Source organism: Streptomyces sp. CNQ085, assembly GCF_022614595.1.
In the GTDB taxonomy this organism is placed as follows: Bacteria; Actinomycetota; Actinomycetes; order Streptomycetales; family Streptomycetaceae; genus Streptomyces.
Map to the genome: position 1 here is coordinate 12,535 of NZ_JAJFAU010000004.1, position 26,124 is coordinate 38,658.

A 26,124-nucleotide genomic window follows, 5' to 3' on the forward strand; every position below is an offset into this window, starting at 1 on the left:
CGCGAAAGGCGTCAATACCCATGGACATAAAACCGATACCCGGCGCCGCTCTCGGCGCCGTCGTGCACGGCGCCCAGGTCACCGGAGACATGGACAAGACTCAGTTCGAGGAAATCTGGACGGCGCTCGACGCGCATCTCGTCCTCGTCTTCCGCGGCCACGAGACCCCCTCCTATGAGGAGTTCCTGGCCTTTGGCCGCCGCTTCGGATACATCCCGAAGACCGGTCTGACCAGCGGCACCCACCCCGAGCACAACGAGATCCTGATTGTCTCCAACCTGGTGGAGAACGGCCGCAAGATCGGCGTCGGCGACGCCGAGTGGATGGGCTGGCACACCGACTACTCCTTCCGCCCCCGCGTCTCCCAGGTCGGTTTCCTGGAGGCCGTGGAAGTGCCGCTTTCCGGCGGCGGAGAGACCCTCTTCACCGACATGTACGCGCTGTACGAGTCGCTGTCGCCCGAGGAGCGCAGGCTTCTGCACTCCTACCGGGTCCGTCACGCGCTGCGCACCGGGTACGAGGAGACCATCGAGGAGGAGCTCCAGGGCGAGGTGTCCCTCGGCGAGGGCACCGAGCCGATCCAGCCCGAGGACGGCACCTCCACCATCCACCCGCTGATCGCCCGCAATCCGCGCACCGGCCGGCAGTCGGTCTACGTCAGCACCCTGAACACGAAGCGGATCGTGGATCTCGCCCCCGACGAGAGCCGCAAGCTGCTCGACGAACTGCTGTCGCACGCGGGCAAGCCCCGGCACACCTACGCACACCCCTGGCAGCCCGGGGACATCGTCATGTGGGACCAACTCGGCACCGTCCACGCCAAGCAGGCCTTCGATCCGGCCGAGAGGCGCATCATGCGGCAGGTCGTCAGCATCTTCGACGACCCGACCGAGCCCTGGCGCGCGGAGGTCACCGCATGAGCACCGCTCCCGCCTGCCTGAGCCACAGCCGGGTCGCGATCACTCCGGCGCTGCGTGCCGCCGTGGACCGGCTCGATCGCCGCTCACGTCACCAGGCGGCCTACCACTTCGGCTGGATCACCGCCGGAGGAGCGCCCACCAGCGCCGACGCGGGCAAGGCCGTACGGCCTGCGCTGGCACTGCTGTCGGCCGAGGCGGTCGGCGCATCGCCGGAGGTCGCCCTGCCCGGCGCCGTCGCTGTGGAGCTCGTGCACAACTTCTCCCTGATCCACGACGATCTGATGGACGAGGACGAGGAGCGCCGTCACCGGCGCACGGTGTGGAAGCTGTGGGGTACCTCCAGCGCGATCCTGACCGGTGACGCGTTGCTGGCGCTCGCCCAGGAGACGCTGCTGGATTCCGGGCTGCCGACGGCGGCGCCCGCGGCCCGGCTGCTGGCCCGCACCACCCGGCATCTGATCCGCGGCCAGGTCCTGGACCTGGCCTTCGAACAGCACTCGCACGTCACGGTCGAGGACTGCGTCGACATGGCCGCTGGCAAGACCGGCGCGCTGCTGTCGGCGAGCGCCGCGATCGGCGCCGTCCTCGCCGGGGCACCGGAGGCGACGGTGGACGCGCTGGCGCTCTACGGCGACCAGGTGGGCCTGGCCTTCCAGCTTGTCGACGACGTTCTCGGCATCTGGGGTGATCCGGCCGTCACCGGTAAGCCGGTCCACTCCGATCTGCGTTCCCGAAAGAAGTCCCTGCCGGTCAGTCACGCACTCAACCAGGACAGTCCGCTCAGCGTGGAGCTGGCCACCTGGCTCACCACCCCCGGCGAGCCCGGCGAGGAGGAACTGCGGCGCGTGGCCGACCTGATCGCGGGTGCCGGCGGCCGGGACTGGGCGCTGGCCGAGGCCACCCGGCGGATGGCGCTGGCCGAGGATGCTCTGCACGGCGTCGAGTTGGAATCCGGTGCGCGGGACGAACTCCTCGCGCTTGGACGGTTCGTCGTCGACCGCGAGGTCTGAGACCGGGTCGGCCCCCGTCCCCGTATGTCCCTTTCCGGCCTCTGACCCTCCGATCAGCGCAGCATCCCCGCCAGAGCACCGCCATGACCGCTGCCCCCCTCGTCCTACTCCCCCGTAATCCACTCCCAAGGACTCCCCCATGCCCCAGGATGTCGACTTCCACATACCCCTGCCGGGTCGGCAGAGCCCGGATCACGCCCGCGCCGACGCCAAGCAGCTCGTCTGGCCGCGCTCGCTCGGGCTGATCAAGTCCGAGGCGGCGGCCGAGCGCCATCTGCGCGGCGGCTACGCCGACCTGGCCTCCCGCTTTTACCCCCACGCCATCGGCGCCGACCTGGACCTGGGCGTCGACCTGATGTCGTGGTTCTTCCTCTTCGACGACCTCTTCGACGGGCCGCGCGGAGAGAACCCGGAGGAGACCAAACAGCTCACCGACGCGGTTGCGGCGGCGCTGGACGGCCCCCTCCCCGACAACGCGCCCCCCATCGCCCACGGCTTCGCCGACATCTGGCGGCGCACCTGCGAGGGCATGACACCCGCCTGGTGCGCGCGCAGCGCCCGGCACTGGCGCAGCTACTTCGACGGCTACGTCGACGAGGCGGAGAGCCGCTTCTGGGACACGCCGTACAACTCCGCCGCCCAGTACCTGGCCGTGCGCCGGCAGACCATCGGGGTGCAGCCGACGGTCGACCTCGCCGAGCGTACGGGCCGCTTCGAGGTGCCGCACCGGGTCTTCGACAGTGCCGTGCTCTCCGCGATGCTCCAGATCGCCGTCGATGTCAATCTGCTGCTCAACGACATCGCCTCACTGGAGAAGGAAGAGGCCCGCGGGGAGCAGAACAACATGGTCATGATCCTGCGCCGGGAGCACGGCTGGTCCAAGGGCCGCAGTGTCGCCCACATCCAGAGCGAGGTCCGTGTCCGCCTGGAGCAGTACCTCCTGCTGGAGTCCTGCCTGCCGCAGGTCGGCGACATCTACCGGCTCGACGAGGCCGAGCGCGAGGCCCTGGAGCGCTACCGCGACGACGCCGTGCGCACTGTGATCCGCGGTTCCTACGACTGGCACCGCTCCTCCGGCCGCTACGACGCCGAGTTCGCGCTCGCCGCTGGGGCCCGGGGCTACCTGGAAGAACTCGGCAGCACCGCCCGCTAGCGCCCGTTAGTACCCCACGCCCGGCCGTTGCGGCGGCACAGCTGTCAAAAGATCAGCTATGAGGGGAAGTTGAGAATCGAATGACCGAGCAGACCACCTTCTCGGCGGGAGCAGCGCCCGGGGCGCTCCCCGTCGTTGGACACGCCCTCCAGATGATGCGTCACCCCGTGGACTTCATGACCTCGCTGTCGGCTCACGGCGACCTGGTCGAGATCAAGATCGGTCCTACCGCGGCCTACGTCCCGACCCACCCCGAACTGCTGCGGCGGGTCCTGACCAACGACCGCGTCTTCGACAAGGGCGGCGTCTTCTACGACCGTGCCCGAGACATCGCTGGCAACGGCCTGGTCACCTGCCCGTTCGCCGACCACCGCCGCCAGCGCCGACTGATGCAGTCGGCGTTCACCCGCGGCCAGCTCAAGCGGTACGCCGAGGCCATGCACGCCGAGATCGAGGACACGGCATCGCGCTGGCAGGACGGCGCGGTCGTCGACGCCTTCCAGGAGATGTACGGCATGGCCCTGCGCACGGTCGGCCGCACCCTGTACTCCACACCCGTCAGCCCCGAGCTGACAGCCAAAGTGGAACGTTCCTTCGACGTCGTGCTCAACGGCCTGTTCCGGCAGATGTTCCTGCCCGCCTCGATCCGCCGGCTGCCCCTGCCGTCCCAGCGCCGCTACAAGCGCAACCTGGACTTCCTGCACGAGACCACCCAGCAGCTCATCGACGACTACCGCAGCTCTGACACCGAGCGCGACGACCTGCTCGCCGCCCTGATCGCCTCCCGCGACGAGGGCGGCGGCCGACTCGGCGACAAGGAGATCCACGACCAGGTCATCACCGTCATGGCGGCCGGCACCGAGACCGTCGCCGGCACTCTCACCTGGGTCTTCTACCTCCTCTCCCAGCACCCAGAGATCGAGGCCGGGCTCTACGACGAGATCGACACCGTTCTGGACGGCCGCGCCCCGCAGTGGGAGGACCTGCCGAACCTCTCCCTGACCGACCGGATCATCTCCGAGGCGCTGCGACTGCACCCGCCGGCCTGGCTGTTCACCCGCCTCACCGCCTCCCCGACCGAACTCGCCGGCCGTGAGCTGCCTGCCGGCTCCACCGTCGTCTTCAGCCCCGCCGCGGTCGCCCAGTACGAGGACGCCTTCGACAACCCCGAGAACTTCGACCCCGACCGCTGGCTCCCGGACCGTATCGCGCCGGCCTCCCGCCACGCCTACGTGCCGTTCGGCACCGGTGCCCGCAAGTGCATCGGCGACCTCTACGCGCGCACCGAGGCCACGCTGGGACTCGCCACCATCCTCGGCCGCTGGCGGGTCACCTGCGAACCGGACATGGACGTCCGCCCGGTACCGCTGGCCACCGTCTACCACCCGCGCCGGCTGCGGCTGCGGCTGGACGCGCGCAATCCACGCCGGACGACCTCCGCCGTCCCCGTACCTGTCGGGGGTGACGCGACATGAGTGAAGGGAACGTCGTCCTGGCCCAGCCGCGCGGCTTCTGCGCGGGCGTACGACGCGCCATCGGCATCGTCGAGCGGGCGCTGGACCTGCACGGGGCGCCGGTGTACGTGCGCAAGGAGATCGTGCACAACCACTACATCGTCTCGGAACTGCAACAGCGCGGCGCGGTCTTCGTCGACAGCGAGGAGGAGGTCCCGCAGGGCGCGGTCTGTGTCTTCTCCGCGCACGGCGTCTCCCCCGAAGTGCGCTCCGCCGCCGCAGGCCGACAGCTCGAAGTCATCGACGCCACCTGCCCGCTGGTCTCCAAGGTCCACCAGGAAGCGGTGCGCTTCGCCCGCGAGGGCCGCACCATCCTCCTCGTCGGGCACGAGGGCCACGAGGAGGTCGAGGGCGTCCTCGGCGAGGCCCCCGACCGGATCGTCGTCATCGAGACCGAGGACGACGTACAGCGCCTCGGCCTGCCCGACGACACCCCGGTCGCCGTCCTCACCCAGACCACTCTCTCGTTCGACGAGACCGAGCGTGTCGTCGAGGTCCTGCGCGCCCGCTTCACCGACCTGATCACCCCCGGTGACGACATCTGCTATGCCAGCCAGAACCGGCAGAACGCGGTCAAGGCCCTCGCACATGACAACGACCTGGTCCTGATCGTCGGCTCGCGCAACTCCAGCAACTCGCTGCGCATGGTCGAGGTGGCCCGCGACCACGGCGCTGTCGCCCATCTGGTGCCCGATGAGCAGCATCTCGAAGCGGCCTGGCTGGAGGGCGTGTCGTCGGTCGGGATCAGTGCCGGGGCCAGTGCCCCGGAGATCCTCGTCGACGGGCTCGTCGCCCGGCTCGCCGAACTCGGCTTCGACCAGGTCGAGCTTCAGCTGGGAGTCGCAGAGGACATCGTGTTCTCCATGCCCGGCCGGCTGGCCGACCCGGTCACCGGCCGGGTGCCGCAGACACCACTGGCCGGTGAGGTCACGCTCGCACCCGGTGGGGTGCGATGAATCCACCACGGGAGAAAGAGGGGTGCGCCATGCCACGCCTGGAGGACATCCGGGGGCCTGAGGACCTGCGCGCCCTGTCCCCGCACGCGGCCCGCGAACTGGCGCCGCAGATCCGGCGGCTGTTGGTGGACACTTGCACCACCAACGGGGGCCACCTCGGCCCCAACCTCGGGGTCGTCGAACTGTCCATCGCCTTGCACCGCGTGTTCAACTCCCCCCGCGACAAGATCCTTTGGGATACTGGCCACCAGGCCTACGTCCACAAGATCCTCACTGGCCGCACCGAAGCCCTCGCCACGCTCCGCCGCACCGGCGGCATGTCGGGCTACCCCTGCCGCGCCGAGTCCGAGCACGACGTCATCGAGAACTCGCACGCCTCGACCTCCCTGTCCTGGGCGGACGGCCTCGCCCGCGCCAACGCCCTGCTCGGGCGCAACGACCGCGCCGTGGTCGCCGTGGTCGGCGACGGCGCGCTCACCGGGGGCATGGCCTGGGAAGCCCTCAACAACATCGCGGCGGCCCCCGAACGCCCCGTCGTCGTGGTCATCAACGACAACGGCCGCTCCTACGCCCCCACCGCCGGCGCCGTCGCCGGACACCTCGCCGACCTGCGCGCGGGCAACGCCCCGGGGGCCCTGTTCGAGAATCTGGGGCTCGTCTACGTCGGCCCGGTGGACGGCCATGACATCGAGGCCGTGGAGACGGCGCTGCGCGAGGCCGTCGCCCTGCGGGCTCCCGTGGTGGTGCACTGCGTCACCGAGAAGGGCCGCGGTCACCTCCCCGCCGAGCAGGATGAAACGGACCGCTTCCACGCCGTCCGCGCCGCCTCCGTCCGGAAACCGGGGGGCGCGCCCAGCTGGACGTCCGTGTTCGGCAACGAGCTGGCCGACCTCGCCGCCGACCGGCCGGACGTGGTCGCCATCACCGCGGCCATGCTCGACCCGACCGGGCTCAGCGAGTTCGCCCGCCGTCACCCCGAGCGCGTCATCGACGTGGGCATCGCCGAACAGCACGCCGTGACCGCCGCCGCGGGGCTGGCCCTCGGCGGGGTGCACCCGGTCGTCGCGCTGTACTCCACCTTCCTCAACCGGGCCTTCGACCAGCTCCTGATGGACGTGGCCCTGCACCGCACCCCGGTGACCTTCGTCCTGGACCGTGCCGGCGTGACCGGCGACGACGGCCCCTCGCACAACGGTATGTGGGACCTGTCGCTGCTGAACCTGGTGCCCGGCCTGCGGCTGGCCGCCCCACGCGACGCCGCCACCCTGCGCCGCGCCCTGCGGGAGGCCGTGGCCTGCGACGACGGGCCCACCGCCCTGCGTTTCCCCAAGGGGGCCATTGGTGACTGCATTCCGGCCGTCGACACCTTCGCCGGGATCGATATCCTACGCAGGGGCGAGCAGCCGGATGTCCTCCTGGTCTCCATCGGCGCCATGGCCGCCACCTGCCTGGACGTCGCCGAACGGCTGGCCGAGCGGGGCATCGGCGTCACCGTCGTGGACCCCCGCTGGGTCAAGCCGATCGCACCCAAACTCGTCGCGCTCGCCCTCGACCACCAGTCGGTCGCCACGGTCGAGGACAGTGGCCGGGTCGGCGGCGTCGGGGAACGCGTCGCCCAGACGCTGAGCGACGCCAAGTCAGGCCTGCCGGTGCACGTCTTCGGTATGCCGCAGCGCTTCCTCGACCACGGCTCACGAGCCGATGTCCTGGAGACCGGCGGCCTCACCCCCCGCCATCTCACCCACGCACTGCTGGAGGCCCTGCCCTCCGAACGGCAGGCCCGGCAGGGAGCCACCACCGCCCTCGCCGTCGGCTGACTCCGGGCACCCTGACGGGCGGTCGGCGCCCACCCGCACGGAGCAACCCCGCCGACCGCCCGTGGCCCAGCTGCCGACGAGCTTCGCCTGCTCCCACCACCGTGCCCCTCTCCAGCACTTCCACAGCCCTCAACAGCACACAGTCATCAGCCATAACCCGGTCCGCCCGGACCGGCCGACCATCTTGGGGAACTGTCATGTCTGTCGCTCTCGGAGTGCCGACGGTGCCGCCGAGGCTGGCCCGACGACGTACCAGCCGTCAGATCCACGTAGGGACCGTACCCGTGGGCGGCGACGCTCCGGTCTCGGTCCAGTCCATGACGACGACCCGCACGTCCGACATCGGCGCGACCCTCCAGCAGATCGCCGAACTCACCGCGTCCGGCTGCCAGATCGTCCGCGTCGCCTGCCCCACCCAGGATGACGCCGACGCCCTGTCGACGATCGCGCGCAAGTCGCAGATCCCGGTGATCGCGGACATCCACTTCCAGCCGAAGTACGTGTTCGCCGCCATCGAGGCCGGCTGCGCGGCCGTGCGCGTCAACCCGGGCAACATCAAGCAGTTCGACGACAAGGTCCGCGAGATCGCGCGGGCCGCCAAGGACCACGGCACTCCGGTCCGTATCGGGGTCAACGCGGGCTCGCTCGACCGCCGGCTGCTGAAGAAGTACGGCAAGGCCACCCCGGAGGCGCTGGTCGAGAGCGCGCTGTGGGAGGCGTCGCTGTTCGAGGAGCACGACTTCCGGGACATCAAGATCTCTGTCAAGCACAGCGACCCCGTCGTCATGGTCGAGGCGTACAAGCAACTCGCGGCGCAGTGCGACTACCCACTGCACCTCGGCGTGACGGAGGCGGGTCCCGCCTTCCAGGGCACCGTCAAGTCGGCTGTCGCGTTCGGCGCGCTGCTGTCCCGGGGCATCGGCGACACCATCCGTGTCTCCTTGAGCGCGCCGCCCGCCGAGGAGGTCAAGGTCGGCCTCCAGATCCTTCAGGCCCTGAACCTCAGGCAACGCGGCCTGGAGATCGTGTCCTGCCCGTCCTGCGGGCGTGCCCAGGTCGATGTCTACAAGCTGGCCGAAGAGGTCACGGCCGGGCTGAAGGGCATGGACATTCCGCTGCGCGTGGCCGTCATGGGGTGTGTGGTGAACGGCCCCGGGGAGGCCAGGGAGGCGGACCTCGGCGTCGCCTCCGGCAACGGCAAGGGGCAGATCTTCGTCAAGGGCGAGGTCGTCAGGACCGTACCCGAGTCGAAGATCGTCGAGACGCTCATCGAGGAGGCGTTCAAGCTGGCCGAGCTGATGCGGCAGGACGATGACGACGATTCTCCCGAGGCCGCACTCTCCGCCGGGCAGGAGAACGCCAAGTGAGCACTACATTACCTGTCCGGAAAACGCGAAGCCCCTCGTCAGGTCGTGTGGAGACCTCATCTGCGCAGCCTGGCTGACCTCAGCGCCTTTCTGGCATAAGACCGCCGTAGCCGGTGCGACCCCATGCACTCCTGCCCCACGGCGACAAAGCAGTGAACCCGGGACAGGACCACGGCGCAGCCCGGGGCCATAGGCCGTGATGGTCGGATCAGACGTTGTCGTTCCCCAGGCTGCGCTGCAGCATCTCGATCAGCTTCCTCAACTTCTCCGGTTCCATGTTCTGCTTCAACAGCGCGCACATCGCACCGGGGTCGTCCCACGGCATCCGCGTAGCGGAGGGACGGGACAGCGGAGTGTCCGGCGCCGAGGTGGCTGCGGGCCGCGCGGGAACATAGGGAGCACGGTCGAAGCCGGACGAGTCCGTGCCCCGGCCGGGCGGTTCTGCCCCTGTCGTGCTGCCGTTGGAGGCCGGGTTCTTCATTACGCCGTAATGAAGAACCGCTGCCGACTGTCGCGTCTGCTTCTTCGCCGACTCCTTGGCCGTCTGCTTCCGGGAGCGTTCTTCCTTCAGCCGGGTCAGCTCCTCCTCCTGCCGCTCCGGGGGCTTCTTCCCCACCGCACGCAGCAGGTCCACCGGCTCCGCCCCGTTCTCCAGACGCTTCTGCAGCTCAGGGGTCAGGGACAGCAACGCCAAGCGTTGGGAGACCCAGCCCTGGGACCGATGAAGCCGCTTGGCGAGTTTGTCCTGGGTACCGTGGACTTCCAGCAGCTTCTTCAGCGCCCGCGCCTCGTCCAGCGGGTCGAGGTCCTGGCGGTGGATGTTGGCCACCAGAGCGGACTCCAGCAACTCGTCCGGGTCGCCACCGAGTGACTCGTCCATCATCACCCGCAGCGAGGACAGGCCTGCCTGCCGGGCGGCAGCCAGGCGGCAGTTGCCGTCGACGACGACGTAGGCGGCCCGCGGCTCGAGCTCGTCCTCCCGACCGGGATTGGCCGCCAGATACGCCTCACGAGACATGATCGTCACCGCGGACTTCTGTCCGTGGTCCCGCAGGGACGCGGCGAGATCGGTGACATCCGGCAGGGAGTCACGCGGGTTGTCCGGGTTCTGGCTCAGCAGGTGCAGAGCCAGACGGGTCGGCCCGTCATCGCTACCGCCCAGAATCTTCTCCGCAACCCGCCCGCGCGTACTGCGGGCCGTACCGGCACGGCCGAACGCCGACGAAGCTCCCAGCAGGTCAGCCTTACCGCTCACGACGCGGACCTCGCAATCTGCCGCATCGCCTCAGCCTGGTCACAGCGAGGCGCATAGCTCAGCAGCGGCTTGCCCATACGGACTGCCTCACGCTGCTCCTTCAGGTCACCGATGACCGCCAGCACCGGCGGGTCGCCCAGCGACTTCCACTGCTGGAGGCTGGAGGTGGCGACGAACCCGCGCCGGGAGTCGTACAGGTTCACCACCAGACCGAGGTAGTCCAGCTCCAGCTCCAGGTCCTCCTTCAGCGACTCGATCTGGTCGGTGAGCATGGTGTAGGCGGTGGCGGAGGAGTCCTCGGCGAGGACGGGGACGATGACGCCGGAGGTACCCGCCGGTTCGTCGGCGCGGCGCCGCCCGTAGTAGATGGCGGCGTCCATGGCGATACCCAGTGACGGCGGACAGTCGATGACGACGATGTCGAAGTCGGCTTCCAGTGGCTCCAGGGCCCGCTCGAGGGTGGTCTCCCGCCGGCGGATGCGGGTGTTGGTGGCGATCTTCGCGTCCAGGAGGAACCCGTCGAAACACGCGGGCAGTATCTGCAGCCGCTTGCCGAACCGGTCGTCTTCGAATGTGACCAGCAAGTCACGCAGATCGGCCTTGCCCTCAGCGCACATGTGGGCCACCAGACTGTCCTCGCCCGGGGGGATCTGGGCGATGCCGAGCTGCTCGCTCAGGTGTCCCTGGGGGTCGTAGTCGACCAGGAGGACCCGCTTGCCCGCCTCGGCATACGCCTGGGCGACGCCGGCCGCGATGGCGGTCTTGCCCACCCCGCCCTTCTGATTACAGACGACTTTCCGCTGCGGCCCGGTGTGAGGCCGCTGCCCCGGGGAGGGGTGGGTGTCCAGCCAGAGACGCACTGACTGTGCCAGGCCCTGGGTGTAGGAGACGCCACGGGCAGTGCAGTCCGCCTTGAACTGGTCGTACAGGCCGGCGGGGAGCCAGGTGGAGAAGGAGTCGGCGCCGGAGGTGTCGACGGTCGGATGAGGGCCGTCGCCGGTACGCCAGGCATGGATGCCGTCGGTGACGGCGTCCTGGATGTCGACACCATGTTCAGCGGTGCGGACCTTGAGCTCTTGACGGATCGCGGCAGGCAGCTTCGACGCTACCTTTTCCCGGTCGCCATCGGGATATGGAGATGCCATGACGTCACCATACTGACATGCGAGTGTGTTGGGGGGCAGGGGGGTGCCGTGTGTCGCTCTTCCGCTCCGGTCTTCATTACGACGTAATGGCACTTCGGGCCCGGTCCGGTCTGTTCCCGGGGACAGACCGGACCGGGTCAGGACACGGTTCTGAGGTTCTGGCGGCGCTTGGCGTCCTCACGGCGCCGCCGCTTTTCGGCCAGCTGGTCCTGATAGTCCGCGACGGCCCTGCGGTAGTGCTCCACGAAGCCGGGTGAGTTCAGGCGCTGGCTCTTCGGCATCGTCTTGACCGCGGCGATGGCGTCCTCAGGAGAAAGGTAGCCGGCCAGCATCGGATTGAGCTGATAGACGCCGGGCCGCTGCTTCCTCACCAGCTGTGCCAGGTCCAGGTCGCGCAGGGCCGCGTTGACCGCAGCGCGGCTCAAGCCGAGCATCTGCGCGAGGGTGATCTGATCGATCTCGATGCGGCCGCCCGGCTCGCTGTAAGCACGGATCTTGAGCAGCACACGGTATGCCGCGGGCAGCAGGTCCAGGTCGGCGACGATGCCCTCCGCGTTGACCGCGGCGAAATGCAGACCGCTCATCGTTCGGCCCCTCTTCTCTTCTGCTGTGTCCGATTCAGGCGGCGGTCGGCCCGTGCCTTCGACCGTTCCTCACGCAGCCGCTCGATCTCCCGGCGCATCTGTTCCAGCGAGGGAAAACGCACCAGGTCCGGCAGGTTCTCGTCCGACCGGATCTCCGTGATGGCCGTATGCTGGTCGACTCGCACGTATTCCGGCTCCGTCGTCTCTGTGCCCGGGATGAACTCGGCGACCCGGTAGGAGTATGGCGGGTTGAACTGATACACACCGCGCTTCACCCGAAACACGATGCCATGGGACATGATTTCTTTCAGAGCTTCGTTCACCTTGGTACGTGAGATGTCCAGGACGTGAGCCATTTCGTCTTGAGTGAGGTGGATTCGCCCTCCGGCTCGCTGACACGCGATCATCAGCAGGATCAGCCGCAAAGGCAGGGCCTCGCGGAAGAACTGTGCGATGATCAGGAAGAACTCCAGACTGTCCATGGAGAAGGCGTTCGGCTGGTCCGGCGCTCCGTAGAACTCCAATGGCTTCCGCTCACTGTCCAGTGTGAGCCTGCGGCCGGGGTAGGCGCGTGCCACATCGTCCAGCCTCTTGACTGAATGTAGAGGCCGGTCCCAGGCGTCGGCCGGATCATTCAGGGGCGGCTTCGTCCGGGACGCCCCCCGGACGCTCGTACGGCGGCGCTGCGGCTCTGTCGACACGAGGCTGTTCTCCCAAGCTGTTGATCTCTGAACGCCAGCACTATGTCATCTTTTCTTGACATTGGTGTCAATCCGGCATGACATATTGCATGAGTTGTGTCCCCCCTGAGGGACAGACCTCCTCCCACCCTGCCGGAATCGGCGTCGGACGCACTGCTCCTGTGGTGTCGACCGAGTTTGACATGACTTACAGCTCGTGTCGCCTGTGCTTGACATGCAATCAGAATTTATGTCGTCTCCAGCTGACATAACGCCATCGATGTGTCCCCTCAGACGGGACACATCGATGGCGTTATGTCCCCTCAGCGAGTACATAACTCACAACTTTCAGCGCTGTGACCTGCGACTTTCTCATCTCAGTACATATGAGTGGGCAAGGTCGGGAGACGGCTTCCCCATGGAGCCCCAACGGCTGGCGCCGTCTCGCCCGTGACGCCGTACATCGATGGCCTGTTTGTGAGTAGTGTCCATGACAGCTGAGTCTCTCGTCGTGACCGTCACCGCGATCAAACAGATGTACGGGGCTTGGGGCAGGTGGTGGGTTCCGCCGCGCGGCCTGGCGGCCGCGCGGCTGCGGTGGCCTCCGCAGGCAGTCGTTCGACTGTCCCCTGACCGGGGTCGGCGTTCTGTGGCAGAGGCAGCGGCATGGAGATCGCCGACCGGATCAAAGTTATCCGCTACAACCGTGGTGCGACAGGTTCCGCGATGGTTCCGGAGCCGGGGAGCTTACGACACCGACGACTCATCAGCCGCTGAGTGCCTCCTGGGAATTCCGCAGAAACCGGGCGAGGGGTGGGGAGCACCAGTGCGCACTTTGGAAGTGGCCACCTCAGGTGCTCATGCGGAGGATGGGGAACCCAGCCACCCACTCGGGCAAGGGACGAGGTGTTGGGGTACGCCGAGATCGTCAGTGGCTCTCCAGGCAGGGGCGGATCCGCGACCCGATCAAGGAAGCAGGGCAATATGGAGTGGTCTTCTGCGGACATTCCGGACCAGGGGGGCAGGGTCGTACTGATCACTGGTGCGACCGGAGGGATTGGTCTGGAGACGGCCCGGGCGCTGGCGACCCGCGGAGCCCAGGCCGTCCTTGCCTGCCGAGACACCGAACGGGGCCATGCCGCAGCGGCCGGACTGGGTCCGGAGACGGACGTCGTGCGGTTGGACCTGGCCTCACTCCGGTCAGTACGGCGGGCCGCTACCGAGATACGCGACCGGTACGGGCGACTCGATGTCCTGGTGAACAACGCCGGAGTGATGTTTCCCCCCTATCGTCGCACCGAGGATGGTTTCGAAGCTCACTTCGGCGTCAACCACCTGGGGCACTTCGCGCTGACGCTTCTGCTGCTGGACCTGATGCGGTGGACGCCCGGCTCACGGATCGTCACCGTCACAAGTCTGGCGCACCGGATCGTCCCCGGCGAGTTCCGCCCGTATGCGGCCTTTTCCGGAGACGGACGGCGGTCCCTCACCGCCTACGGACGCTCCAAACTGGCAAACCTGATGTTCACCCGCGAGCTGCAGCGCCGACTCGCCGACGAGCATGCGGCGACCGTCTCGGTCGCCGCGCACCCCGGCCTGTCGGCGACCGGGTTGTGGCATGGCGACGCACCGGTGCCGCTACGGCTGGTGAGCCGGGCCATGATGCGATTCCTGGCCCGGCCGCCGGCCCGTGCCGCCGAACCGGTGTTGCGGGCCGCCACCGACCATCGTGTACCGGGAGGCTCATACCTGGGCCCGGGGAGACTCCTGGAGACCCGGGGCCAGCCAGCTCCCGCAGACTCCACCCGGATCTCACGCGACGCACAAGCGCAACTGCGGCTGTGGGAGATGTCCGAGGAACTGTCCGGGATCCGCTACCGGGGCATCTCCGAGGAAGACCGCCCGGAGCGCCCCCGAGTTTTCCCCGATCCCTCCGGGGGAGCGGTCCCGCCCGGCTGGACACATCACGTGGTGTCGGGCCCGTGAGGAGGTGCCGCCCATGGTGGGCACAGCCCCCGGGGAGCGATCTGAGCGGCCGTCGCGCCGGTTTGTGGGGCATACGTTCAGGTGCCCTTCTTCGGAATTGCCGTCCTTGAGCCGGCCGGACGAGCGATGGTCGAACGTCCTTTACGGTCAAGGCCTCATCAAAAGGACAGGAAGGTGCTATCCGTGCATTCACTCATGGACGGGGTTTCCGGCGACCGGCGCGCCACTTCCGTCTCATCCGACGAGGGCCGCCCGCGCTCGTTGTTCGTCGACGGTCACTTTCCCCGTCGACGAGGACTGGTCATCTCTGCCGCAGCACTGTTCGGATTCGCGCTGACGGTCGTGTGGTCCCACGAATTCGTCGACCAGACCATCGGAGTCAACGTCGCCGGTACGCTCCTGGGCCAGGACGCCGCGACGGTCTCCCTGAGCGGTTTCATGATCGGTATCGTGTTTGCGCTGGCGACCGGTGTCGCCGGAACCTTCACCGCCTGCAATGTGGCGGTGTTCAGTGCGATGGCCCCATTGACCGGACAAGCCCATTCGCGGCGCGGCCGACTGGCCAGGCTGGTCAGGCCACTGGGGTATCTGGCGGCCGGTTCCGTGGCCGTGTCCGCCACCTACGGGGTGATCGTCGCCCTGGTGGGCACCCGCATGCCGCAGTTCCAGCTCGGCTCCCCGGGGACGGGCGGTTTCCCGCCGGTGCTAGTGCAGGCCATGGTGACCTTCGGGATCGTCGGCGCCGTGCTGATATGGCTGGGGCTGGCTTCCCTGGGGCTGGTGCCCGACCCGCTGGCGCGGCTGTCCGCACGTTTCCCCAACGCTCCCCTGGTGGTCATGGGCGTTCTCATCGGCTGTTTTCTCATCGGCCGTCCCTATCCGCTGTTCCGGCGCCTGTTCCACGACGCGGCCGAGAGCGGCAACATCCTCTACGGCGCGGCGGCCTTCTCGCTGCAGGCGCTGGGCAACCTGGTGGTGATGGGGGTGCTGCTGGCGGGGATCACCGTGCTGGCCGGTGAACGGCTGCACCGCTGGATGTCGGCGCGTCCCGGCCGTGCCTCGGCCATGATCGCCGCGGCGTTCATCGCGGCGGGGGTCTTCATGGTCCTGTACTGGGATGTCCGCATGCTGGCCTACCGTGATCTGATCTGGTTCCCCATGGCGCCCTGGGCGTGACACGACCCGGTTCCCGCGGCTGCGGGCGAGGGCGTGGGAACCGCGCGGACGGTCCCACCGGTTCGGCCTCGCCGACCACACGGGCCGCCCGCGCCTCGCGGCCGGCCCCGCGGTCACCGGTTCCTGAACAAGGCGCCGGGTCGGCTTCTCAGGCCCTGTTCTCCCGAAGCTACGGCGAAGTGACAGGTAGCTCTCTGTAATCAGAGTGACGCCCGGTCAGGGATAGCGGGGCGGGGGCCGGGGACTTCGCCGACCTGAAGGGTGGCGAAGTCGGGGTGGGTCTGCTCGACGGACTCGCCGTTCGCCCGGCGTCGGAGCACGGTGTGGAGCGTGTCGTCGGTGATGACGGGGGGGCGGCCGCCGTGCTTGCCCTTGCGGGCGGCGGTGTCGAGCCCTTCGAACGTGGACTCGCGGATGTTCTCCCGTTCGGTGCGGCGGGTGTGGTAGGCGGTGGCGAGAGTCTGCACCGTGAACTTCACAGCGGACAGCAGCTCGCCGGTGCGCGGGTGGCGGGCGGTGAGGTCCATGGCGGAGAACGCGCCGTCGTGGATACGCAGGACGAGACGGTCGCGATGCAGGGTGTCGAGCACGTCGAGGATGTGCTGGTTGCCGCGCACGAGGCGGAACATCTTGGAGACGTGCACGGTGTCGTCCGGCCGCGCGTATGTCAGCAGCTCGCCGAACTTCGGACGCTGGAGCGGCTGGAGGCGGCTGGAGGTGCCCGGGTCCTCCTCGAAGAAGACCGGGTCCTTGATCCCCGCCTCGGCCAGGACGAGGTTCTGCCGGGCGGTCGACTGCCGGTCGGTCGAGATCCGCTTGTAGACCAGGTTCGCCACCGAAGGGCCGCTTCCGTACGGAGGATTGGACCTCACCTGCCGTCAAACCCTGTCATTGATCACCATCGGATCTGATTGGATTCGCGCCGCCCCGAACCCCCGGATTGCACGGGTTCATTGGACGTCCCGTCCGCATGTCGTCAAACGATCGTTTACCGATAGCGACGCCCCGCACGGTCGCGTCTCCGCGGGCCCCTCCGGTGCTGGGGCGGCGGCGTACGAATTCCAGCTTCGGATCAGGCTGGTCGATCGGAGGCATAGCGGGCGAGCGTGGTCTCTACCGCTTGCTCGACGGCGTAGTGGATGTCGGAGGCTGTGGGGTTCCAGTCGGTTAGCAGCATGCGGGGCCACAGGACGTAGTTGGCGATCATCCCCAGGAACTGGTTGGCGGCACTCTCGGTGTCCGGAACGTCGGCGTTACCGGCTTCGCGCTCCGACTCCAGGTAGCGCTGGACAGAGGTGAAGTAGGGCAGCTTGCCGAGCTGGAACTGCATCCGTCCCAGTTCGGGGAAGCGAGGCAGCTCGGCGATGACGATGCGGAACAGGGCTGTCATGCCGGGCCGGCCGATCAGGTCTGCGTAGCGGTGGCCGATGGAGGTCAGGCCGGAACGCATATCTCCGGCCTGAGGTCGCGCGACGGCGTCGGTGGCGTCACGCTGCCATGACTCGGTGACGATGGCCTCGAAGAGGGCCGCCTTGGTGGGGAACTGCTTGAACAAGGTGGACTTCGAGACCGCCGCCCCTTCGGCAACGCGCGCGAGGGACGTGCCGTCGTAACCGTGGTTCAGGAAGAGGTCCGTGGCCGCGGAGATGATCGCCTCACGCTTTTGCTGGGCGAGACGGCGGTGGTGTGCGGAGAGCTCTGCTGCCATGCGTGCAGTATGCTCCAGATCCGAGGCGAGTCACTTGACTCGCCTCGGATGGCGGTGCCCGATGTCCCTCCGGTGCCGTGTGATGAGGGAGTAGCGGATGGCAGCCGACAGGATCGCTTTGGTGACCGGTGCGAACCGTGGTCTGGGCCGGAGTACGGCTCTTGCGCTGGCGGCGCGTGGGGTGCGGGTCGTGGTCACTCATCGTGGTGATGTGGCCGGGGCCGAGGAGACGGAGCAGCACGTGCACGCTGCGGGTGGGACCGCCGCCGTCGTGCGTCTCGACATCAGCGACGCCTCCTCTTTCGGAGCCTTCACTTCCGAGCTGAGCGGACTGCTTGAGCGCTGGAGGGCTTCGCGGCTCGATATCGTGGTCAACAACGCGGGGGTGGGCGTCTTCGGCCCACTGGAAGCTGTCACGACCGACGACTTCGACACGGTGTCCGGCACGAACGTGCGAGGCACGTTCTTCCTCATCCAGTCGCTTGTGCCGCTGCTGGCGGAAGGTGCCCACCTCATCAACGTCTCGTCGTCTTTGACTCGCCACACCAGCCCCGCGACCTCGGTCTACTCCGCCTCAAAGGCCGCCGTCGAGGCCCTGAGCCGCACTCTGGCCGCAGAACTCGGCCCCCGGGGTATCCGGGTCAACTCCATTGCCCCGGGGCCGACCGCCACCGACTTCAACGGCGGTGCCATGCGGGATGACGCCGGTATGCGCCAGGGTCTGGCCGGGCAGACCGCGCTTGGCCGCGTCGGCGAACCCGAGGAGATCGGCGACGCCATCGCCACGCTGGCGTCCGACGGCCTGCGCTGGATGACCGCCCAGCGCATCGAGGTCTCCGGCGGTGCCCTCCTGTGACCGACCGGGCGGGTCTGTTTCGGGTCACGGGCAACGGCGCGCCGGATTCATTCCGCGCCAGTGTCGTCTTCATCCGGCTCCGACGCGTCCGGGTCGCGCAGCGGGCGTAGATCACCTCGCGGACCGTGCCGCCCGGCTCGGCGACCGCCGCCTCCGCCAGCCGCTCCTGGTCCTCCTCCAGCAGCGTCCAGACCTCGATCAGGTCCTCCGGCTCCCACTCCCGCCGCACCCCCGGGCTCCTTCCGGTCGTCATGACCGGACCAACCTCGCCGAGCACGGCCCCCGATGAACCCAGAAGATCAAAAGCGCTGACAAGCACACCCCAGATCCGCCACAGAGAGCTACTTGTCACTTCGCGACAGCTTCGGGAGAACAGGGCCTCTCAGGCCGCCCTGTTCAGGAACGACGGCTGCCCGGCGCCCAGCCGGGCTCTGCCCAGCCACAGGACCTGGGAGAGCATCCGCATCAGCCGCTCCTCCTCGGGCGGCACCGTCCCGTCCGGGGACGGAGGCGTGGGCGGCCGCGAGACGGCCACCCCCACCGGGGTCGGCCAGCCCCGCACCGAGTGACTGATGGTGCGCAGCGTGGCCAGGGTGGATGCGGCGCCATCAGCCGCCGCCCCGACAGCGACACAGCCGATGGCGCGTCCGTCGAGATAGGGCGCCGGTCCGTCCAGGTCGTTGACATAGTCGAGGGCGTTCTTCAGCAGGCCGGAGACGGTCCCGTGATATGTCGGGGAAACCAGGACGACGCCATGGGCGCGGCGCAGTTCCGACAGGAACTCACCCACCCGGGGATGTGCAGGCGCGAGGCCCGGCCGGTAGGCGGGGAAGTCGATGTCCGCCCCCGCGAAGACCCGCACAGTCGCCCCCTGTTCGGTACAACGCAGAGCACACCACTGAGCGACGCGGTCACAGGTCGACCCCCGGCGGAGTGATCCGCCGACCAGGACCACGCGCGGTACGGACTCGGTCGCGGGGCTCTCCGCTACGGGCCCGGGTGCCTCCCGGGCCCGTAGCGGAGGGGCGGGCGGTCTCGCGGGAGAACGGGTGGCCCCGGAGCCGAGGACGCCGGCGGCAGGCCCGTCGGAGTCCTCGGCCGGCTCCCGGTGTTCGTGCCGGAAGGCGGTCAGCGCACGGAGCACGTCGTCGTGCGCGGCCACGGCGTCGGCGAGGGCGAGGGCCTCCTCCATCGCCGTCCCCGCTTCCCGGCCCGAGGACCCCGAGGACCCCGAGGACGAGGCCGCTGGGCACACGGCGTTGCCGAGCAGGACGACACGTCCGTCGACCCGGCGGGGAGCCGGAGTGCGGTCGTGGGCGTCGGCAACAGTGATGTCCTGTGGAGAGGTGTTCCTGACCAGGTCCACCACGGGCGGATGCCAGCCGGTGAGGGCGGCGATCAGGTCGGCCCGTGCGCGGGCCCGCCCCTTGGCGGGCCAAACGCCGGGTGCCGAGTCGATACGGGCCGTCCAGCACAGCAGGTCTCCGCCGACCGGGAGAACGTTCACCCGGACACCTCGGCCGCCGACTGTGTGGGGACGTCTTTCCAGCGCGGAACCGTCGGCACAGCCGGACACCGAGGCGTGACCCGCGTACTCGGCGGCGGAAGTGTCCGGGAGTATTCGCCGCCGGAGGACCGGGTCGACACCATCAGCGGCCACCAGGGCGGCACATCGCAGGGTTCTGCCATCCGACATCCGGACAGTGACGCCGCCGTCGTGTGTGCTGTGGCTCTCGACGGTGGTGGACAACAGTACTGCCGCACCCGCGGTGAGGGCCTCGTCGAGCAGGGCCCGCTGGAGGGCGGAGTGCGTGATCGAAAGCCGCGGGGCGTTCGGGCCCTCCAGGGCTTCCTCGGTCAGGACGTTCCCCGCCGCGTCCATCACCAACCGGGCCTCGCCGGGGCGCAGGAGACGGCCCATTTCCCTGACACGGGTTCCCAGGTTCCCGCCGAGCGCGTCGGCGGCCCGCAGACCATCGGGCCGCAGGACCAGGCCCGCGCCCTGGGCACCGATCCGCGCTGACCGTTCGACCACGGTGACGTCAACGCCTCGCCTGGCCAGCGCGACGGCCGCCGCCAGCCCGCCAATTCCGCCGCCCATGACGGCTACCGATTCCCTCTTGACCACGGTTCAGCTCTCCTGTCGGTGTGTGCGTGCCGGTGAACCGGCGAGCCGGGCGGCGAGGAGGGCGGCCGTCGTCAAGGACGCCCAGGCGGTCAGTTCCACCAGTTTCCGGTCGCCGGGGTACTGTTCGCGGAAGGCGGTTACATCGGTTTCGGCGACCTGGTACGGGGCGAACGCGGTGAGCAGCGCGAGCCGGGCGGCGGGCAGATGCTCCGCAAGCGGTGGGAGGGAGCTCGCGAGTGCCTCCTCCAGCCAAGTGCGGCCGAGGCCGGGAGGTGACCCGTCCCAGGCTTCGAGCCGGGACTCCAGCAGACGGCGTACCGGCCAGGGGACCCAGCGAGCGGCGTCGTCGACGGCGGCGGCCGAACGTCCGACGGCATCCGCCACCGGGCCTGTCCCGGCCCACCACGGGCCGGGTGGTGCCGGTGGCAGCAGTACGTTGCCCTCACCGGGACGCGGTGGGCCGGCGGCCGGACGCATGGCCCGGGCGACCGTGCGCAGAATCGGGCCGCGTGCGGCCGCGGGGGTACGCGCGGGTACGGGGGACTCGTCGAGGAAGACGGAGACCATGCGGTTGAGGTAGTGGAAAGTGAGTGCCACGCCGATGATCTCGGGCGCCTCCCCGGCGGTGAAGGGGGCCCGCTCCCCGCGGCCTGCGCCGGACCGGATCCACTGGGCGGCCCCGCCGCCGGGCGAACCGGGCGACAGCCGCGGGGAGGTCTCCAGCGTGGCCTGGTGGATGTCGACGCAGTAGGGACAGGCGTTGGCGCGGGAGACCTCGACGGCGACGGCCTCTTTGACGGCTCGGCCGACCCGGCCCTCCACCAGAAGGGTCTCGCGCAACAACAGCCAGCTCGCGGCGAGCACCCGGGGAGCCCCGGAATGCAGCGCCAAAGGCGGTGCGACGACGCCGAAGTCCCGTTCGGCCTGGGCGTACACGCGAGCCACCAGCCCTTGGGCGTCTTCGGGAGGGACGGCTCTGACATGGCGGATATCACGCAGGGAACCGCGCAGGACGGCCCTTACCATCGTCCTCATCCTCGTGCCTCTCTCGGACACGGCGCCCGGCCGAGGTCCGGCACGCCTGCGGCTGCGGGTCTACCGGACGACCGCGGAGCGGGCCGCCGGCCCGCGCGGGAGCACAACGCCGCGGAGACCCGGCAGAACGCGTCTGTCCGGCATCCGGGCTCTCCTCATCCGGTCCTGGGGCGCCCGTGTGGTGCTCCCCGGCGTTGCGGCGCCCACCCGGGGGCACCGAGCCGATCCTGGCACCGGCCGTGTGCTGGGGTGTTATCCGAACGTGCCCTCCTGCGGATTCGGCGTGGCTTGGCGAACCGGAGTGCGGGCGGCAGCAACTCCGGAGATGCGCCGGTCCGGCGAACGGCCGAGGATGGTCCGTCGTGCCGTTCGGCGAGTGTGCGACGCCTCGATGGGAGTGACGGGTCCAATGCAGGAAGCGGCAGCCAGCCCGGCGGAGATCGGGAGGCACTACGACGAGCGCTCGCCCATCGGTGAGGAGTTCCGCGGTGGTCAGCTGCACATGTGGTACTGGTACGACCGTGACGACGACGCCCCGCTGCCGGAAGCGGTGCACCGCATCACCCGCAAGGTGGCCGGCACCCTCGGGCTGCGCCCGGGGGAGCACGTGCTGGACGCGGGGTGCGGTCCCGGCGAGACGGCGCTGTTCCTGGCTCGGCGGTACGGGGTCAGGGTGACCGGGGTGACCGTGAGTGATGCCGAGCTCGAGACGGCGCGGGGACGGGCCGGGGCCGCGGGGCCGAACGCCGTGGTGGACTTCAGGTACGGCGACTACATGGAACTCCCTTTTCCAGACGGTTCGTTCGACGCCGTGCTCGCTCTGGAGTCCCTGCAGAACGCCCCCGATCTCGGGAGGGCGCTGGGAGAACTGCACCGGGTGCTGCGGCCTGGCGGGCGCATGGCGTTCTCCGACTTCAGTTTGGAGAGCGCGGCCGAACCGGAGCGGGTGGAGCGGTTCATGACGACGCTGAGGCTCCCGCTGCTGCCGACCCTCCCCCAGTGGCTGGCGTACGCGCGCTCGGCCGGTTTCGAGGTCGAGGAGTACACCCAGTGCGGCCCGCGCGTGTTCGGGATGAAGGACAAGTACCTGCGGGCCGCGATGGAGCGGCGTGAGGAGGTGGCCGGCAAGTTCGGCGAAGGGGATGTGGCGGAGTTCTCGCGTCTGCACCGGGGTTTCTTCACCCCCCGCAAGGATCAGATCGGTTATGTGATCGCCTGCGTGCGCAAGAGCGGATGAGGACGGCCGAAGCAGGCGGCGGGTGTGCCCGCTTCGATTGTGGCACCCGGGACTTCCCTCCGACCTCCGGCCGCCGGCCGGTGTGTGCGGCTCGTCGAGAAAAGTACGAGGGCGGGCGGGTGGCCTGTCCGGGGGAGATCGCCCGCGTGCCGGACCGAGCCGTTCGGCGCGAGCGCCGGAGTGCGCGGGCGGCCGGGGCGGCGGACGCCTTCTCCGCCTCCGGGTCGGCGGTCTGCCCGGAGAGCGGGTTCGGTCCCGGCCCCTTCTTCTGCGCGGCACGGTCGCGGCGTTCGCCGCGCGATGTGGCGAAGCGCCGCATGATCGGGTGTTCCACCAGCGTGTACAGAGCCCAGGACAGCAGCAGGGTGACGGCGAACAGCAGCGCGATCACGCCGATCGCCTGTGGTGTGTCCCAGGTCTTGCCGGCTCCCAGGAACCGGTGACCGTAGACCTGGACGAGCTGGTGGGTGATGTAGAAAGCGAAGGAGATCTCACCCAGCCACACCATGGCACGGCTGGAGAGCCAGTTGCGCAGCCGGGACGACTCCGCCCGGGCGGCGCTTGCCACCAGGAGACCGAGCGGTACCACCATGATGGCCACCAGGTGGTACGCGGAGGGGAAGAACGGTGTGGCGACATAGGCCACGGCGACGAGGACCGCCGAACCGCCGAAGCTGAGAGGGAGCCTGCGTCCCTCCATCACCACGCGGGCCAGGATGATGCCGAAGACGAAGTCCAGCAGACGCGTCCCGGGGAACTGGTAGACCAGCCACAGATCCGCCGCCGTGACGTTCACCGCCGGGAAGACCTCCTGGTCGGGGAGCCGGTCGGCGACGAACGGCACGGTGAAGATCGCCGCCACGACAGCGCCCGCCCACCTCCACAGGCGTTCGGGACGAATACGGCCGATGATCCTGATCAGGATCGGGAACAGCGCGTAGAACAGGGCTTCGCAGGACAACGACCAGGCCACGCCGTTGAGAGAGGCGCGGACCATGATGTCCGGTGACCACGAATGCAGCAGCAGCAGTTGCAGCGCCACGTCCCGGCCGCTGACGGACGCCTGTGCCACCCAGGCCGCCAGCATCATGGCGGCGATGAGGGTGAGCAGGTGGAGGGGGTAGATCTTGAAGAATCTGCGCCGCAAGAACGCCGGCGTGGTGTCGTCAGCGCGCATCGTCCAGGTGAGGATGAACCCGCTGAGGATGAAGAAGAAGCCGACGCCAGTCCAACCCCCCTGATAGAAGATTGTGTTCGCGACGTTCTGGCTGTGTTCCGAGGTGAAGAACCGTTCGGGCACGGCATGGAAGAAGAACACCATGGCGGCTGCGATGAACCGCATTCCCGTCAGGGCGGGAAGCCTGGACGCCTCGGGGGCCCGGGGGCCCGGAGTGTGTTGGGACATCGGGACCGTACTCCCCCGCTTAAGTCATAAGAGCTCGTGACTGTGCCAACCGGCACCCCTCGACGGCATCTTTGAGATTGCTCGGCCGCCTCCCGCGCCCGTGACGTCCGGGTCTCCCGCGACGACCGCAACCCAGAAGATGCGTCCCGTGTGGCCTGAAGTCGACCATGGCTCGGGCGGGCCTACCGGGCCGCACGCGGCAGGCGGTGGAGGGGAGACGGAAGTGCCGGATCAGGACGGATGGGACCTGCTGGTCGGACGAGAGGACCTCACGGCGACCGAGGTGCGCCCGGCTGCCCCGGCTCCACTGCGGCCCGGCCAGGTACGACTGGCAGCCGAGCGGTTCTCCCTGACGGCGATCACCGCCACCTACGCGCGCCTGGGTGAGTCCGAGCTGCCGTTCTTCGACGCCTTCCCCGGGCCCGAAGGCCGCGGCCGGGTTCCGGCCTGGGGTTACGCGCGGGTCGAGGAGTCGCGGCACCCGGACATCGCCGAGGGGACCCGCTGCTTCGGCTTCCTGCCGCTGTCGACCCACGTGGTACTCACCGTCTCACCGACGGCCGGAGGCTTCGCCGACACCACTGCAGAACGGGACTACCTGCATCCCTGGTATCGCCGGTACCTGTCCGCCGGGGAGCCCGACGACCTGGACGACCACCGTGTCCTGCTGCGGCCCCTGTACCCCGCCTCGTTCGCCCTCGCCGAGTTCCTGGGTGGTGCGGCCCCCTCCAGGACCGTGCTGGTCACCAGCGCCTCCAGCAAGACCGCCGTGGGGATGGCGGCCCTGCTGGCGGACAGGGATGACATCACCACTGTCGGGATCACCTCCTCCCGCAGTCTGCCCTCCGTACGGGAACTGGGCCACTACGACCGCCTCCTCGCCTACGAGGATCTCTCCCGCGCCGAGGTCTCCGGACCCGCCGTCCTCGTCGACTTCACCGGCCAGGCCGAGCGGCTCTCCTCGGTCTACGAACGGTTCGGCACCGTGCTGGAGGACGCGCTGCTCGTCGGCTACACGCACCCCGGCGCGCAGATCGAGCCGCCCCGGGGGCTGAGCGGTCCCGAGCCGTGGATCTTCTTCACGCCCTCGGAGGAGGAACGGTTCGCCGAGAAGGAGGGGGCGCAGGCCTACCGGTCCCGGTACCGCGCCGCCGAGGAACGCTTCGTCCGGGACGCGCCCTCCTGGCTGACCGTCGACCGGCGCAGTGGTCCCGAAGCACTCGCCGGTGCCTACCGCGCGCTGATGGCCGGTGAGGTCCCGGCCCGCAGCGGCATCGTGGCCACCCCCCGCTGAGCCATTCCAGCCCCCATCCAGCCCACCCGCCCGAACGGAGCGCACCACCGTGTCCCAGAGTCTCGACGAACCCGTCGTGTCGTCCCGGCCAGACCACCCCGACGCCCCCCAGGGGCGCGCGGCTTCGCGCCGGGCGGACCGGAGGGGGTGGTTCGGCCGGTACTACACCGTCCCGCTCGCCGTCGCCGCCGCCGCCTACCTGCTCTACCAGCTTCCGCCGTACCTCACGTTCGACCCGGCGAACACACACATCCCCATGCAGTTCCCCCTGCACTACGCCGTCCTGGCCGGGCACGTCATGACTGGTGCGATCACACTGGTCACACTGTGTCTCCAGCTGTGGCCGTGGCTGCGCCGCAACCACCCGGCCGTCCACCGCTGGAGCGGCCGGCTGTACGTGTTCGCCGGTGCGCTGCCCTCCGCGGCGCTGGCCCTGATCATGTTCCCGTTCTCCTTCCCCGCGGGCAGCGTGGCCGTGCTGATGTCCGGTGTGATGTGGGCGACGACGGCGATGGTCGGCTGGGTGCGGGCCCGGCAGGGCCGGTACGCCGAGCATCGCCGCTGGATGCTCTACAGCTTCGCGATCGTGTGGGGCCAGACCGTGTGGGGCCTGGTCATCGGGCTGACGCTCTTTCAGCTGCCTTACGCCATCGACATCACCTACATCTCCGAGTCGGCCCGGTGGGTCGGCTGGGTCGGCAACCTCGTGCTGGTCCACTGGTGGCTGGAGCGGACTTCCAGACGCGGGCAGGAGCCCGCGGTGGCGCGGAGCCGTTCCTGAACGAAGCACCGCCCCGGCCGGTCTCCGGCCCCGCTCCCCGGAGGGCGGGGCCGGTCGCGGGGAGCCGTCGTGGCCCCCCGCTCCCCGCGGTCCGGACCTCGGGGGGGGGGGGGGGGG

Annotated in this window: 22 protein-coding genes; 13 read left to right on the forward strand and 9 right to left on the reverse strand. The window is 69.2% G+C overall.

Annotation, left to right across the window (positions count from 1 at the left end; translation table 11 throughout):
- Positions 1–20 precede the first annotated feature (20 nt).
- The 7 genes from ptlD (at position 21) to ispG (ending at position 8,737) form a co-directional block, all read left to right on the forward strand.
- A complete protein-coding gene (gene ptlD / locus LJ221_RS01685) occupies positions 21–920 on the forward strand; it encodes a neopentalenolactone/pentalenolactone F synthase (protein ID WP_241713074.1) in 900 nt (299 codons plus the stop codon).
- The gene (locus LJ221_RS01690; protein ID WP_241713076.1) at positions 917–1,930 is read left to right on the forward strand and encodes a polyprenyl synthetase family protein; all 1,014 of its coding nucleotides are present in this window, start codon (positions 917–919) and stop codon (positions 1,928–1,930) included. Before ptlD ends, LJ221_RS01690 begins: the two co-directional genes overlap by 4 nt.
- A gap of 139 nt (positions 1,931–2,069) precedes the next feature.
- Positions 2,070–3,083, forward strand: a complete 1,014-nt coding sequence (gene ptlA / locus LJ221_RS01695) for a pentalenene synthase (protein ID WP_241713077.1) — start codon at positions 2,070–2,072, stop codon at positions 3,081–3,083.
- Between the two features lie 80 nt (positions 3,084–3,163).
- The gene (gene ptlI, locus LJ221_RS01700) at positions 3,164–4,558 is read left to right on the forward strand and encodes a pentalenene oxygenase (RefSeq protein WP_241713079.1); all 1,395 of its coding nucleotides are present in this window, start codon (positions 3,164–3,166) and stop codon (positions 4,556–4,558) included.
- Complete coding sequence (ispH, locus tag LJ221_RS01705) at positions 4,555–5,553, forward strand: 4-hydroxy-3-methylbut-2-enyl diphosphate reductase (protein ID WP_241713080.1); 999 nt, start codon at positions 4,555–4,557, stop codon at positions 5,551–5,553. The genes ptlI and ispH overlap by 4 nt, the downstream gene beginning before the upstream one ends.
- 29 nt (positions 5,554–5,582) lie before the next feature.
- The gene (locus LJ221_RS01710; RefSeq protein WP_241713081.1) at positions 5,583–7,370 is read left to right on the forward strand and encodes a 1-deoxy-D-xylulose-5-phosphate synthase; all 1,788 of its coding nucleotides are present in this window, start codon (positions 5,583–5,585) and stop codon (positions 7,368–7,370) included.
- Positions 7,371–7,567: 197 nt separating this feature from the next.
- Positions 7,568–8,737: a flavodoxin-dependent (E)-4-hydroxy-3-methylbut-2-enyl-diphosphate synthase gene (gene ispG, locus LJ221_RS01715; RefSeq protein ID WP_241713082.1), complete on the forward strand. Its 1,170-nt coding sequence runs from the start codon at positions 7,568–7,570 to the stop codon at positions 8,735–8,737.
- A gap of 208 nt (positions 8,738–8,945) precedes the next feature.
- On the opposite strand, the gene LJ221_RS01720 is transcribed toward ispG, so the two are convergent.
- The 4 genes from LJ221_RS01720 to LJ221_RS01735 form a co-directional block, all read right to left on the reverse strand.
- Positions 8,946–9,992, reverse strand: coding sequence for a ParB/RepB/Spo0J family partition protein (locus tag LJ221_RS01720; protein ID WP_241713083.1), 1,047 nt, complete (start codon positions 9,990–9,992; stop codon positions 8,946–8,948).
- Positions 9,989–11,137, reverse strand: coding sequence for a ParA family protein (locus tag LJ221_RS01725; RefSeq protein ID WP_241713085.1), 1,149 nt, complete (start codon positions 11,135–11,137; stop codon positions 9,989–9,991). The genes LJ221_RS01720 and LJ221_RS01725 overlap by 4 nt, the downstream gene beginning before the upstream one ends.
- A gap of 137 nt (positions 11,138–11,274) precedes the next feature.
- On the reverse strand, positions 11,275–11,721 hold the full coding sequence (locus tag LJ221_RS01730) for a helix-turn-helix domain-containing protein (protein WP_241713087.1): 447 nt from the start codon (positions 11,719–11,721) through the stop codon (positions 11,275–11,277).
- Positions 11,718–12,299: a hypothetical protein gene (locus LJ221_RS01735; RefSeq protein WP_241713089.1), complete on the reverse strand. Its 582-nt coding sequence runs from the start codon at positions 12,297–12,299 to the stop codon at positions 11,718–11,720. Before LJ221_RS01735 ends, LJ221_RS01730 begins: the two co-directional genes overlap by 4 nt.
- 1,086 nt (positions 12,300–13,385) lie before the next feature.
- On the opposite strand from LJ221_RS01735, the gene LJ221_RS01740 reads away from it, so the two are divergent.
- Positions 13,386–14,387 (forward strand): oxidoreductase, encoded by a 1,002-nt coding sequence (locus LJ221_RS01740; RefSeq protein ID WP_241713091.1) that lies wholly within the window; start codon positions 13,386–13,388, stop codon positions 14,385–14,387.
- Between the two features lie 183 nt (positions 14,388–14,570).
- Positions 14,571–15,563, forward strand: coding sequence for a hypothetical protein (locus LJ221_RS01745; RefSeq protein ID WP_308314695.1), 993 nt, complete (start codon positions 14,571–14,573; stop codon positions 15,561–15,563).
- Positions 15,564–15,763: 200 nt separating this feature from the next.
- Here LJ221_RS01745 and LJ221_RS01750 read toward each other — a convergent pair whose 3' ends face one another.
- Both LJ221_RS01750 and LJ221_RS01755 read right to left on the reverse strand, forming a co-directional pair.
- Positions 15,764–16,399 (reverse strand): recombinase family protein, encoded by a 636-nt coding sequence (locus tag LJ221_RS01750; RefSeq protein WP_241713093.1) that lies wholly within the window; start codon positions 16,397–16,399, stop codon positions 15,764–15,766.
- A 236-nt stretch (positions 16,400–16,635) separates the two neighbouring features.
- Complete coding sequence (locus tag LJ221_RS01755; RefSeq protein ID WP_241713096.1) at positions 16,636–17,271, reverse strand: TetR/AcrR family transcriptional regulator; 636 nt, start codon at positions 17,269–17,271, stop codon at positions 16,636–16,638.
- A 97-nt stretch (positions 17,272–17,368) separates the two neighbouring features.
- On the opposite strand from LJ221_RS01755, the gene LJ221_RS01760 reads away from it, so the two are divergent.
- Complete coding sequence (locus LJ221_RS01760) at positions 17,369–18,127, forward strand: SDR family NAD(P)-dependent oxidoreductase (RefSeq protein WP_241713098.1); 759 nt, start codon at positions 17,369–17,371, stop codon at positions 18,125–18,127.
- Between the two features lie 382 nt (positions 18,128–18,509).
- Here the strand turns inward: LJ221_RS01760 and LJ221_RS01765 are convergent, their stop codons facing one another.
- Positions 18,510–20,255 (reverse strand): NAD(P)H-dependent oxidoreductase, encoded by a 1,746-nt coding sequence (locus LJ221_RS01765; protein WP_241713100.1) that lies wholly within the window; start codon positions 20,253–20,255, stop codon positions 18,510–18,512.
- 3 nt (positions 20,256–20,258) lie between these two features.
- Complete coding sequence (locus LJ221_RS23370) at positions 20,259–21,281, reverse strand: alkylhydroperoxidase (protein ID WP_374228347.1); 1,023 nt, start codon at positions 21,279–21,281, stop codon at positions 20,259–20,261.
- Between the two features lie 418 nt (positions 21,282–21,699).
- Here LJ221_RS23370 and LJ221_RS01780 point away from each other — a divergent pair, with 418 nt between their 5' ends.
- Positions 21,700–22,527: a cyclopropane-fatty-acyl-phospholipid synthase family protein gene (locus tag LJ221_RS01780; protein ID WP_241713103.1), complete on the forward strand. Its 828-nt coding sequence runs from the start codon at positions 21,700–21,702 to the stop codon at positions 22,525–22,527.
- On the opposite strand, the gene LJ221_RS01785 is transcribed toward LJ221_RS01780, so the two are convergent.
- Positions 22,469–23,932: an acyltransferase gene (locus LJ221_RS01785; RefSeq protein ID WP_241713105.1), complete on the reverse strand. Its 1,464-nt coding sequence runs from the start codon at positions 23,930–23,932 to the stop codon at positions 22,469–22,471. The two genes, LJ221_RS01780 and LJ221_RS01785, sit on opposite strands and share 59 nt — an antisense overlap.
- Positions 23,933–24,155: 223 nt before the next feature.
- Between LJ221_RS01785 and LJ221_RS01790 the strand changes: the two genes are divergently transcribed.
- A complete protein-coding gene (locus LJ221_RS01790; protein WP_241713107.1) occupies positions 24,156–25,226 on the forward strand; it encodes a DUF2855 family protein in 1,071 nt (356 codons plus the stop codon).
- A gap of 49 nt (positions 25,227–25,275) precedes the next feature.
- On the forward strand, positions 25,276–26,007 hold the full coding sequence (locus tag LJ221_RS01795) for a DUF2306 domain-containing protein (protein ID WP_241713109.1): 732 nt from the start codon (positions 25,276–25,278) through the stop codon (positions 26,005–26,007).
- The last annotated feature ends 117 nt before the right edge of the window (positions 26,008–26,124 follow it).